Source organism: Enterovibrio sp. QJM3NY_24, assembly GCF_057786035.1.
The window spans coordinates 206,870-218,896 of record NZ_CM173519.1 but is presented as its reverse complement, the minus strand read 5'-3'; the positions used below and the strand labels follow the sequence as shown (position 1 = coordinate 218,896).

The window sequence follows — 12,027 nt, the reverse complement described above, 5'->3', positions numbered from 1 at the left end:
CCGTCTTTATTCTTCAACCTATACAATTTGTGTGGACACTGGCATTAATAGTATCGTTAAGGAGGTGATCCAGCCCCAGGTTCCCCTAGGGCTACCTTGTTACGACTTCACCCCAGTCATGAACCACACCGTGGTAAACGCCCTCCCGAAGGTTAAGCTATCTACTTCTGGTGCAGCCCACTCCCATGGTGTGACGGGCGGTGTGTACAAGGCCCGGGAACGTATTCACCGTGGCATTCTGATCCACGATTACTAGCGATTCCGACTTCACGGAGTCGAGTTGCAGACTCCGATCCGGACTACGACGTACTTTCTGGGATTCGCTCCACCTCGCGGTCTCGCTGCCCTCTGTATACGCCATTGTAGCACGTGTGTAGCCCTACTCGTAAGGGCCATGATGACTTGACGTCGTCCCCACCTTCCTCCGGTTTATCACCGGCAGTCTCCCTGGAGTTCCCGACATTACTCGCTGGCAAACAAGGATAAGGGTTGCGCTCGTTGCGGGACTTAACCCAACATTTCACAACACGAGCTGACGACAGCCATGCAGCACCTGTCTCACAGTTCCCGAAGGCACTAAGCTATCTCTAGCGAATTCTGTGGATGTCAAGAGTAGGTAAGGTTCTTCGCGTTGCATCGAATTAAACCACATGCTCCACCGCTTGTGCGGGCCCCCGTCAATTCATTTGAGTTTTAATCTTGCGACCGTACTCCCCAGGCGGTCTACTTAACGCGTTAGCTCCGGAAGCCACGGCTCTAGGCCACAACCTCCAAGTAGACATCGTTTACAGCGTGGACTACCAGGGTATCTAATCCTGTTTGCTCCCCACGCTTTCGCATCTGAGCGTCAGTCTTTGTCCAGGGGGCCGCCTTCGCCACCGGTATTCCTTCAGATCTCTACGCATTTCACCGCTACACCTGAAATTCTACCCCCCTCTACAAGACTCTAGCCTGCCAGTTCAAAATGCGGTTCCCAGGTTGAGCCCGGGGCTTTCACATCTTGCTTAACAAACCGCCTGCATGCGCTTTACGCCCAGTAATTCCGATTAACGCTCGCACCCTCCGTATTACCGCGGCTGCTGGCACGGAGTTAGCCGGTGCTTCTTCTGCAGCTAACGTCAAATTAATACGCTATTAACGTACCAACCTTCCTCACTGCTGAAAGTGCTTTACAACCCGAAGGCCTTCTTCACACACGCGGCATGGCTGCATCAGGCTTGCGCCCATTGTGCAATATTCCCCACTGCTGCCTCCCGTAGGAGTCTGGACCGTGTCTCAGTTCCAGTGTGGCTGATCATCCTCTCAAACCAGCTAGGGATCGTCGCCTTGGTGAGCCATTACCTCACCAACTAGCTAATCCCAACTGGGCCCATCCCGACGCGAGAGGTCCGAAGATCCCCCTCTTTGGTCCGTAGACATCATGCGGTATTAGCAGTCGTTTCCAACTGTTATCCCCCACGTCAGGGCAGGTTCCCAGCCATTACTCACCCGTCCGCCGCTCGTCATCTTCAAAAGCAAGCTCTTGAAATGTTACCGCTCGACTTGCATGTGTTAGGCCTGCCGCCAGCGTTCAATCTGAGCCATGATCAAACTCTTCAATTAGAATTTTTCTTGTTATCCCCATTTCCGAAGAAACAGGTCTAACGCTCAATGAATACTGAATTACTTTTTTGCCCTAAGGCAAAACTGCATTGACTGTGTTGACAGTGTCACTTCGAAAAGCTCAACCATCTTGGGTCACTCAGTGCATTGATAAATCTTATGTCTATCAAGTACGAGTGCCCACACAGATTGTATAGGTCAAATTGTTAAAGAACGTTGACTTGGTCAGCGGCTTAACTCGCCGTGTTCCGTGTCGATGGGCCGCAGTATAGGGACTTCAGAGTTTGGCGCAAGTGGTTTCATGAAAAAAATCACACTTTCGATGCCAAATGGTCACTAATCGCTCAAAATCGACATTTTTGTACAAAATGCATGCTGCATATGCAAATCTTTACCGATGAGAGTCAGAGGTCAAGGCCCATATGTCGATATGATTTCACTGCAATGACTGTTTTGTCACTACGAGATTACTGAGTAAAGCACAGAATCCAAAAACCGCACGACTATTTTTCAATCAAAATGGCACGTTAGTCAATTCTCGTACAGCCCAGAGAACACGTGGCCTTGACTAACTCTTTCTTTAAACGAAAAAAAGCCCGCTAACGCGGGCTTTCTAGAATAGTTTCTGCAGAAACGGAGATTACATCATCCCGCCCATGCCACCCATATCAGGCATTGCAGAGCCATCTTGCTTAGGCGCTTCGGTTACCATTGCTTCAGTGGTAATCATCAGGCCAGCGACAGATGCTGCAAATTGCAGTGCTGAACGCGTTACCTTGGTAGGGTCCAAGATACCCATTTCAATCATATCGCCGTATTCGCCAGTCGCTGCGTTGTAACCGTAGCTACCTTCACCAGCTTTCACGTTGTTAGCAACAACAGAGTCTTCATCACCTGCGTTCAATGCGATTTGACGAATTGGAGATTCCATCGCGCGCAGCGCCACACGAATACCTACATTTTGGTCTTCGTTGTCGCCTTGAAGATCTACGACTTTGTGTGCAGCACGGATTAGTGCAACACCGCCACCGGCAACCACGCCTTCTTCTACAGCTGCACGTGTTGCGTGCAGTGCATCTTCTACGCGATCTTTCTTCTCTTTCATTTCAACTTCAGTTGCTGCGCCAACTTTGATTACTGCAACGCCGCCTGCCAATTTAGCAACACGCTCTTGCAGTTTCTCTTTGTCGTAATCTGACGTTGCATCTTCGATTTGCTGACGGATTTGAGAAACACGACCTTGGATAGATGCTTCATCACCTGCACCATCAATGATAGTGGTGTTTTCTTTGGTAATAGTAATGCGTTTTGCTTGACCAAGATCTTCCAGCGTTACTTTCTCCAGTTCCATACCGATTTCTTCAGAAATCACAGTACCTGCAGTCAGTGTCGCAATGTCTTGTAGCATTGCTTTACGGCGGTCGCCGAAACCTGGTGCTTTAACAGCAGCGACTTTCACGATGCCACGCATGTTATTCACAACAAGTGTTGCTAATGCTTCACCTTCTACGTCTTCGGCGATAATCAGCAGTGGACGTGAAGATTTCGCAACTGCTTCCAGAGTCGGTAGCAATTCACGGATGTTTGATACTTTCTTGTCAACCAACAGGATGAATGGGCTATCTAAATCAATAGAACCAGACTCTTGGTTGTTAATGAAGTAAGGAGACAGGTAGCCGCGATCAAACTGCATACCTTCTACTACGTCTAGCTCGTCTTGAAGAGATTGACCTTCTTCAACAGTGATAACACCGTCACGACCAACTTTTTCCATTGCTTCTGCAATCAGTTTACCCACTGTCTCATCAGAGTTTGCTGAGATAGTACCAACTTGCGCAATCGCTTTGGTATCCGCACATGGAACAGACAGTGCTTTCAACTCTTCAACAGCAGCGATGACTGCTTTGTCGATACCACGCTTCAGATCCATTGGGTTCATACCCGCTGCAACTGCTTTAAGACCTTCGGTAATGATAGATTGCGCGATAACCGTGGCAGTTGTTGTACCGTCACCAGCAGCATCATTAGCTTGTGACGCCACTTCTTTAACCATTTGTGCGCCCATGTTCTGGAATTTATCTTCCAGTTCAATTTCACGAGCAACAGATACGCCATCTTTAGTAATAACAGGTGCGCCAAACGATTTGTCCAGAACAACGTTACGACCTTTAGGGCCAAGGGTTACTTTCACTGCATTTGCTAGAACGTTTACGCCTTCCAGCATTTTTGTACGTGCATCATTGCCAAACTTAACGTCTTTAGCTGCCATTTCTCTCTTCCTTTATAAATTCTGTTTCTATAGTGAAATAGTAATTACTCAACGATAGCCATGATGTCGTTTTCAGACAGGATCAGGACTTCTTTACCATCAATTTTTTCAGTCTTAGTGCCGTAGCCTTCTGAGAAAATAACAGTGTCGCCAACTTTAACGTCCAAAGGCTGAACAGTGCCGTTCTCAAGGATACGGCCTTTGCCTACTGCTAGCACAACACCGCGAGTCGACTTCTCAGCAGCTGAACCAGTTAAAACAATGCCACCAGCAGATTTTGATTCAACTTCTTGGCGTTCAACGATTACTCGGTCATGTAGTGGACGAATGTTCATTGGTCGTCTCCTGAATTAATGTAGTGATCCATGTATGGAATTAAAAAGGAAACAACAGCGTTCGTCGCTTCCAAAGTACCTTCTAAGTGGGGGTGGGTTATCTCAATCCCAAGGGGGAAAATGCAAATTTTTTCCATTTTTTTGGCCAATATCTTTTGCGACATCACATTCTATCCATTAGGGTAGCCCTGCCTTATAGACAAAGAAGATAGCCAGTCGATTTCGACATTTCCGCTTTTCTTCTCAAAGCGAGAAGAAACTATCCGAGAGTAGTATGAAGGATAAACATGGCCTACTGACAGGGCCCATCGACCAAGTCCTCAAAAACATGACCATCCCTATGGTGTTTGGCCTTGTTGCTATTTTGGCTTTTAGCCTTGTTGATACCTTCTTTATATCCCTTTTAGGTACAGATGCATTAGCAGCGGTTAGCTTCACTTTCCCGATCACGTTTGCCGTGAATTGCATCACTATGGGCATAGGGGTAGGCCTTTCAACTTGTATTGCCCGTTCGCTTGGCAAGCGTGATATAGGTGATGCAGCGAGAGTATCCGGACACGGGTTGATTTTGGCGGTGCTACTGGTCATTGTTGCCAGCATCATTGGCCTATCGACTATCGATCCGCTTTTTAGGCTGTTGGGTGCACAAGACCGCTTACTTCCGCTTATCCATGATTACATGAACGTGTGGTATCTCAGTATTCCTTTGCTCGTGATACCTATGGCCGGCAACTCCGCCATACGCGCCACCGGAGACACCAAAACCCCTGCGAAGATTATGATCGTGGCTGGCGTCATCAACGGCCTTCTCGATCCATTACTGATATTTGGTCTCGGCCCTGTCCCCGAGTTAGGCGTACAAGGTGCCGCCATCGCCAGTGCCATTAGCTGGGCAGGGGCGCTCGTGTGTTCTTTGTATGTACTAATAAAGAGGGAAAAGCTGCTTGCTCGCCCATCCCCTAGTAAACTCATTCAAGATTGGAAAGACATCCTTGCCATCGGCACGCCCGCCGCGTTATCGAATGCATTGAATCCGATATCCGGCGCCATTCTCATGATGTTATTAGCCGCACAAGGCACGGCTGCAGTTGCCGCTTATGGCGCGGCGCAACGCATAGAATCTCTTCTACTTATTGTTATGATGGCATTGACCTCAACATTAACACCGCTAATGGCACAAAATTTCGGAGCCAGTAACCCATCGAGAGCTTTCGATGCATTGTTCCGAGCCATCCGCTTTTCCATCTTGTTCCAGCTACTCATTTTCATTGCAATGGTGCCATTAAGCGCGCCTATCGCATCTATGTTCAGTCAAGAACCTGCGGTGCAAAACAAACTGTGGCACTACTTGATTGTTGTGCCGGCAAGTTACGGTATGCAAGGGGTAATGATGATGTTGGTCAGTGCGCTCAATGCCATGAAAAAACCAGTGCTGGCTTTCGCGATAAACCTTATGCGTTTATTTGTTTTGCTACTGCCGATGGCGTGGATTGGAAGCCTTTTAGACAACACAGAAGGTATGTTTATCGGTATCGCTGCCGCCAATGGCATCGCGGGTATGATTGCTTATGGCATCGCGTTGTTACTTCGTCGTCGCACTCTGGCAACGCCAGTCCCTACTTCGTAGGTCAACATGACAAACCACAAACCGTTTAATCTTCGAGTTCTCGGGTTCGATGTTGAAGTGTATCAAGCGCGGCGTATAGATCATGATACTGAGTCCCCGTAAGCCCATCAAGCACTTTACGCTCCCAATCCAACACCCGTGGCACTATCTTTTGATAAAGTTCGTTGCCTTGCTGGGTCAATCGAATAAGTGCAGCGCGTTGATCTTTCTCTAGCGTCTCACGCATCACTATGCCACTCGCTTCGAGCCTATTGAGGATGCGCGATACCTTGACCTTATCCATACTCGTTTCTTTGGCTAAGTCTTTCGACAACACCCCATCTCTTGCACCAAGTGAAGCCAATACTCGCCATTCTGAACGGCTGATCCCAAATTCCTTTTGATAAATTTTCGCTAACGCATCTGAGACGTGCATTGCTGTTTTTACTAACTTGTAAGGTAAAAAATCATCCAAAATAAATGCTTGTGCATTCGCCATACGGCTTTCCTTTTTCGTCACATTACAGCCCAAGTAACAACCACAAAAATCACTCGATATTCAGTTGCCACTTTTTAACATTGGGCACTATGCTTAATGTAGTTTCAAATGAAACTATTTACCAGTTCCCTCAAATCACCCACACAGACAACGTGCGGCAGGAGGACAAATGCGAAAGTGGTTTTCGTTCCCTATAAAAGAAGGCGTAACATCGCAACAGGCGCATTGCGATTTACCCGACGGTACCTTTGAACGCGAATGCGGCAAAGAGGGCTTTTTTGGCCCCACCACGCACATGTACCACCAGCATGCTCCTACTGGTTGGATAGACTGGGAAGGAGACCTCCGCCCACACGCCTTTGACACCAACAACATTGCCGATACGGGTAACAACCCACTCACCGCTCCTTTATTGCTCTCTAACTCCAACGTGAAAGTTCGAATCTGGCGCTGCCATCAAAACATGGATTACTTGGTCAGAAATGGGGACGGTGATGATTGCCTGTTTGTTCATGAAGGCGCAGGGTCGTTATATTGTGATTACGGACATCTGACATTTCGAGATGGCGACTACCTCATCATTCCACGCTCGACCAACTGGCGCATCGAACCCAACTCGCCGGTCACGTTATTGATGATCGAAGCCACCAACGGATCCTACATGGGAGCGGAACGCGGGATCGTCGGCGATCATGCCATCTTTGATCCTGCGATGCTCGAACATCCTCGTATGGATGAACGCTTCCTCGCCCAGCAACAAAAAGAAGGCCAATGGGAGGTCTATTTAAAATCACGCAATGCAATGAATCGAATCACCTACCCGTTCAACCCACTCGATGCGGTTGGCTGGAAAGGCGAACTCACCGTATTTAGGCTCAATTGGCGTGATATCCGCCCATTGATGAGTCATCGCTATCATCTGCCTCCCTCAGCACACACCACTTTCGTAGCCAACGGATTTATCATTTGCACTTTTGTGCCTCGCCCTATTGAGTCAGACCCCGGCGCATTAAAAGTGCCCTTCTATCACAACAATGATGACTACGATGAAGTGATTTTCTATCACAAGGGCGAGTTCTTCAGCCGCGACAATATTCACCCCGGCATGGTGACACATCACCCTTGTGGTTTTCCGCATGGCCCGCACCCCAAAGCATTTGAAGCTGGCGCCAAAGCAAAGAAAAAGCAAACCGACGAAGTCGCCGTCATGATCGACACACGAATGCCGCTAGATTTGGGTGAAGCAGCTAAACAAACCGAAGTTGACGATTACGTAATGTCTTGGTGCACGCCCCTCGAGGCTAGTCCAACGAAACGGAATAAAGAAATGAAGGAGTAAACAATGAAACTGGCCTCCCTGAAACACCGCCGCGATGGCAAACTCATTTTAGTGTCCCGCGATCTAACTCAAGCCGTTGATGCATCAGACATCGCCTTCACTCTGCAAGATGCCTTAGATGAATGGGATACCCTATCGCCACTGTTGCAAGCACGTTATGACGCATTGAATGCCAACAAAGCATCCGGTCGATTTACATTTCACCCAGTAGACTGCGACTCACCACTGCCCCGCGCCTACCAATGGGCGGATGGCAGCGCCTACGTCAATCACGTGGAATTGGTGCGCAAAGCACGTGGGGCAAGCATGCCTGAGAGTTTCTGGACCGATCCCTTGATGTACCAAGGCATGTCCGACAAATTCCTCGGCCCTCGTGACAATATCGAACTGTGCGACGAAAGCTGGGGATGTGATTTTGAAGCGGAAGTGGCCATCATCACTGATGATGTCAACATGGCAACCTCATCTAGTGAGGCTGGAGAACACATCAAATTACTCATGCTGGTCAACGATATCTCACTAAGAAACCTCATTCCCGGAGAGCTTTCGAAAGGTTTTGGTTTCTTTCAATCCAAGCCCGCTTCGGCATTTTCCCCCGTCGCTGTCACTCCTGACGAATTAGTATCGAACTGGCACGACAACAAAGTGCACTTGCCATTGTCCGTACATCTTAATGATGAATTATTCGGCGCACCCAATGCAGGCGTCGACATGACGTTTGATTTTGCCGACCTCATCGCGCACGCAGCAAAAAGCCGTCCATTGGGCGCTGGCACCATTATCGGCTCAGGAACTGTGTCAAATATTGACCGTAGCAAAGGCTCTTGTTGCATTGCAGAGCGACGAATGTTGGAAATTCTGGATCTTGGAGCACCCAAAACCTCCTTTCTACTCTATGGTGATAGGGTCGGAATCGAGATGCATGACAAGGAAGGTCGTTCAATCTTCGGACGGATTGAGCAAGAGGTTACCCCTTACGGGATAGCGCAACAAAGATAGCAAGGAAGAGCGAGCTTTGAAGCTTTATGACTACAGTAAATCGTCAGCCTCATACCGCGTTCGTATTGCGCTCAATGTTAAGGGGCTGAGCTACCAGCCCCAATCAGTATCGTTACTCGACGGCGACCAAAAAAGTGATGGCTATATGACGATTAATCCCAGTGGGCTGGTTCCCACCTTGGTCGATAATGGTCAAGTCTTGACGCAATCGCTGGCAATCATCGAATACCTGGAAGAGGTATACCCATCCCCTTCTATATTGCCAACAGATAGCGCTGCACGCGCCAAATGTCGAGCTTTAGCACTAGACATTGCCTGTGATACCCACCCTTTGAACAACCTTCGGGTACTCAAACACCTGACTGGCCCAATGGGGCACAGTGAAGACGAAAAATTGGACTGGTATCTGCACTGGCTCCGCATTGGACTGAGTGCAGTAGAAAAGAAAGTGGAAGGTACACAAACCGCGTTTTGTTGTGATGATATGCCAACACTTGCCGATATTTTTCTTATTCCACAGCTGTTTAATGCCCGCCGCTACCATCTCGATTTGACCCCCTACCCAACACTAAAAAAGATAGAACAGCACTGCCAGGCCTTACCCGCCTTTGAGCAGGCGCATCCAGACAATGTTTAGGAGCAAGCATGTCAAATCAGCCTCTGTGGCAACCTAGCGCAACGCGTATCGCGAATGCCAATCTGACAGCGTTAATTAACACGATAAACAGTCAGTACTCGTTGAAAATCACCCATTACGACCAGCTGTATTCATGGTCAATATCAAACAGCGAAGCCTTTTGGAAAACCTTATGGCAATTTGCTGGCGTGGTCGGTGAACAAGGCGAGCGCATCGTCGATAAGCCAGACAAAGACCCCAATAAAAACAGTCGCTGGTTTCCAGATGCCAAATTGAATTTTGCAGAAAATCTGCTGCAATGGGCAAAAGACATACCCGATAAGGACGCCATCATCTTCTCTGGGGAAGATGAGAAAGCCAGTACGATGTCTTGGGCAGAGCTCGTGCGCCAAGTCAGTTGCATTGCCGCCTACCTCAAAACCTGTGGCGTTGAAAAAGGTGATGTGGTGGCAGGCTACCTTCCTAATATCGCAGAAACTGTGGTTGCGATGTTGGCCGCGTCTTCGCTAGGCGCGATTTGGACATCAACGTCGCCAGATTTTGGCACGGACAGCGTGCTAGACCGTTTCGGCCAGACACAGCCCAAAGTGCTGTTTACTACTGATGCCTACCATTACAACGGTAAAACACATGACAACCTAAATAAAGCCCGTGCAGTCCGAGATGGGGTCGACAGTCTCTCCCACATGGTCGTGATCCCTTATGTCGGCGGTACTCCGTTAAACAACGACGAGACATGCTGGCGCGCTCTGTTGGCCAAGCCTGCCGAGGCATTAACATTTACACGCGTAGGCTTTAATGATCCGCTCTATGTGCTGTATTCATCCGGTACGACAGGTAAGCCTAAATGCATTATTCACAGCGTCGGCGGCATGCTGCTCAATCATCTAAAAGAGCATCAGCTTCATTCTGATATGAAAGCGGGCGATCGCGTTTTCTATTTCACCACCTGTGGTTGGATGATGTGGAACTGGATGGCAAGCGCACTGGCGAGTGGCGCGACACTGGTATTGTTCGATGGCTCACCGTTTTACCCTGATGCTGGTGTGCTTTGGCGGTTAACCGATGCACAAAAAGTGACGCTATTCGGCACATCCGCGAAATACTTGGAAGCCCTAGAAAAACAAAACTATTCGCCAATGCGCGAACACTCACTCTCCACCCTGCGCACCCTGTGCTCAACTGGCTCAGTGTTGGGCCCAGAGCAGTTTGATTACGTCTATCAAGGCGTCAAAAACGATCTGCAACTGAGCTCAATCGCCGGAGGCACCGACATTTGTGGCTGCTTTGTGTTGGGAAGCCCAATCTCACCGGTATTCCGCGGTCAAAGTCAGGTTCGCGGCTTGGCGCTTGATGTTGAAGTGTTTAATAGAGAAGGAAAGCCTGTTCGCGATGAGAAAGGCGAGCTGGTCTGTTGCAACAGCTTCCCTAACCAACCCGTGGGTTTTTGGCTCGATACCGATGGAGCGCGCTACCACAAAGCTTACTGGGACAAGATTGAAGATATCTGGTTCCATGGCGATTACGTTGAGCTGACTGATGAAGGCGGCATGCTGTTCTTTGGCCGTTCAGATGCCATATTGAACCCTGGTGGCGTGCGCATTGGCACCGCTGAAATCTATCGCCATGTTAATCAGATAGACGAAATTTTAGATTCTGTCGTTATTGGTCAAGACTGGCAAAACGATGTGCGTGTCGTCTTGTTCGTCAAATTGAAGCCAGGTGTTGCATTAGACGAGGGTCTAGAACGAAAAATTCGCACCACCATTCGCTCCAGTTGCACACCAAGGCACGTGCCCGCCAAGATTATAGCTATTACGGATATTCCACGTACCAAATCAGGAAAACTGGCAGAGCTTGCAGTGCGTGACGTGGTGCATGGTCGCGCTGTGGCACAACTGAGTGCCTTAGATAACCCTGAATCGCTAGATCAATATAAAAACAGACCGGAATTACAGCACTGATCTCCGTAAGCCAAAACACACAAAGCCAACCGTGGGGTTGGCTTTGTTGTTTCTGTCCGCGACTATCCAAGATCAGTTCAAACGATCAGTCTCGTCTTTTTTGCGCTCGTACTCACCTTCAAACGTACTGCCATTTGCAGATTTATCTCGAGGTTGCCGATCAGCTCGCTCGCCAAAGGGATCATGACCAAACGGACCTTGTTGCTGAAAGCCACTTTGAAAGCCAGCCACTTTCACGCGACTCATCAATTGCTTTGCCAGCCATGCTCGCGGCCACGGCAATAGAAATGCCATGCCCATCGCATCTGTCATAAAGCCAGGCGTCAATAGCAAAACACCCGCAACAGCCAGCATCACACCTTCCACGATTTGCTGTGCAGGCAATTCGCCTTGCTGCAAGCGCTGTTGCACAGAGATCAGTGTTTGCAGCCCCTGACTGCGAACCAAAGACGCGCCCACAATCGCAGTCAACAAAATCAACGCCACTGTTGGCCATAGACCCAACACGCCGCCAACTTGAATAAACAAGGCAATCTCAATAATAGGGACAGTAATGAACATCAAAAGCAAAATAGGAAACACGCGTACACCTCTTTCTCATTCTGAGGGCGACAAACTTCACCGCCATACTAGCATTGCTAAATAACGAATGCTGACGGTTGTCAAAATCTAGATAATGGGTTCAACAAAGCACAGATGCTTTTTAGGCAATTATCAAAAAAATTAGCGTTAAGGTACAGATTTTAACAGTATCAATACGTTTCGATAGCTCGATAA

At 48.6% G+C, this 12,027-nt stretch carries 9 protein-coding genes and 1 rRNA gene; 5 read left to right on the top strand and 5 right to left on the bottom strand.

Annotated elements, in window-relative coordinates; translation table 11 throughout:
* Positions 1-57: 57 nt before the first annotated feature.
* The 3 genes from AC3CIC_RS00995 to AC3CIC_RS00985 all read right to left on the bottom strand — a co-directional run bounded on the left by AC3CIC_RS00995 (position 58) and on the right by AC3CIC_RS00985 (position 4,206).
* A 16S ribosomal RNA gene (locus tag AC3CIC_RS00995) occupies positions 58-1,602 on the bottom strand.
* A 640-nt stretch (positions 1,603-2,242) separates the two neighbouring features.
* Positions 2,243-3,871, bottom strand: coding sequence for a chaperonin GroEL (groL, locus tag AC3CIC_RS00990; protein ID WP_488515131.1), 1,629 nt, complete (start codon positions 3,869-3,871; stop codon positions 2,243-2,245).
* A gap of 44 nt (positions 3,872-3,915) precedes the next feature.
* Positions 3,916-4,206, bottom strand: a complete 291-nt coding sequence (locus tag AC3CIC_RS00985; RefSeq protein WP_016960695.1) for a co-chaperone GroES — start codon at positions 4,204-4,206, stop codon at positions 3,916-3,918.
* Between the two features lie 274 nt (positions 4,207-4,480).
* On the opposite strand from AC3CIC_RS00985, the gene AC3CIC_RS00980 reads away from it, so the two are divergent.
* Complete coding sequence (locus AC3CIC_RS00980) at positions 4,481-5,833, top strand: MATE family efflux transporter (protein ID WP_394213259.1); 1,353 nt, start codon at positions 4,481-4,483, stop codon at positions 5,831-5,833.
* Between the two features lie 25 nt (positions 5,834-5,858).
* Here the strand turns inward: AC3CIC_RS00980 and AC3CIC_RS00975 are convergent, their stop codons facing one another.
* Positions 5,859-6,311, bottom strand: coding sequence for a MarR family winged helix-turn-helix transcriptional regulator (locus tag AC3CIC_RS00975; RefSeq protein WP_016960692.1), 453 nt, complete (start codon positions 6,309-6,311; stop codon positions 5,859-5,861).
* A gap of 169 nt (positions 6,312-6,480) precedes the next feature.
* On the opposite strand from AC3CIC_RS00975, the gene AC3CIC_RS00970 reads away from it, so the two are divergent.
* Genes AC3CIC_RS00970 through AC3CIC_RS00955 form a run of 4 tightly spaced genes read left to right on the top strand, consistent with a single transcriptional unit; the run spans position 6,481 to position 11,250 of the window.
* Positions 6,481-7,650, top strand: a complete 1,170-nt coding sequence (locus AC3CIC_RS00970; RefSeq protein WP_488515130.1) for a homogentisate 1,2-dioxygenase — start codon at positions 6,481-6,483, stop codon at positions 7,648-7,650.
* Positions 7,651-7,653: 3 nt separating this feature from the next.
* Complete coding sequence (locus AC3CIC_RS00965; protein WP_488515129.1) at positions 7,654-8,649, top strand: fumarylacetoacetate hydrolase family protein; 996 nt, start codon at positions 7,654-7,656, stop codon at positions 8,647-8,649.
* Between the two features lie 16 nt (positions 8,650-8,665).
* Complete coding sequence (gene maiA / locus AC3CIC_RS00960; protein ID WP_394213252.1) at positions 8,666-9,286, top strand: maleylacetoacetate isomerase; 621 nt, start codon at positions 8,666-8,668, stop codon at positions 9,284-9,286.
* Between the two features lie 8 nt (positions 9,287-9,294).
* A complete protein-coding gene (locus tag AC3CIC_RS00955; protein WP_488515128.1) occupies positions 9,295-11,250 on the top strand; it encodes an acetoacetate--CoA ligase in 1,956 nt (651 codons plus the stop codon).
* Positions 11,251-11,322: 72 nt separating this feature from the next.
* Here AC3CIC_RS00955 and AC3CIC_RS00950 read toward each other — a convergent pair whose 3' ends face one another.
* Complete coding sequence (locus tag AC3CIC_RS00950) at positions 11,323-11,832, bottom strand: FxsA family protein (RefSeq protein ID WP_394213248.1); 510 nt, start codon at positions 11,830-11,832, stop codon at positions 11,323-11,325.
* Positions 11,833-12,027 lie beyond the last annotated feature (195 nt).

Bases quoted from the DNA above. Each gene is read 5' to 3' on its own strand.
- groL (WP_488515131.1), bottom strand. From the start codon at position 3,871: ATGGCAGCTAAAGACGTTAAGTTTGGCAATGATGCACGTACAAAAATG.
- AC3CIC_RS00985 (WP_016960695.1), bottom strand. From the start codon at position 4,206: ATGAACATTCGTCCACTACATGACCGAGTAATCGTTGAACGCCAAGAA.
- AC3CIC_RS00980 (WP_394213259.1), top strand. From the start codon at position 4,481: ATGAAGGATAAACATGGCCTACTGACAGGGCCCATCGACCAAGTCCTC.
- AC3CIC_RS00975 (WP_016960692.1), bottom strand. From the start codon at position 6,311: ATGGCGAATGCACAAGCATTTATTTTGGATGATTTTTTACCTTACAAG.
- AC3CIC_RS00970 (WP_488515130.1), top strand. From the start codon at position 6,481: ATGCGAAAGTGGTTTTCGTTCCCTATAAAAGAAGGCGTAACATCGCAA.
- AC3CIC_RS00965 (WP_488515129.1), top strand. From the start codon at position 7,654: ATGAAACTGGCCTCCCTGAAACACCGCCGCGATGGCAAACTCATTTTA.
- AC3CIC_RS00955 (WP_488515128.1), top strand. From the start codon at position 9,295: ATGTCAAATCAGCCTCTGTGGCAACCTAGCGCAACGCGTATCGCGAAT.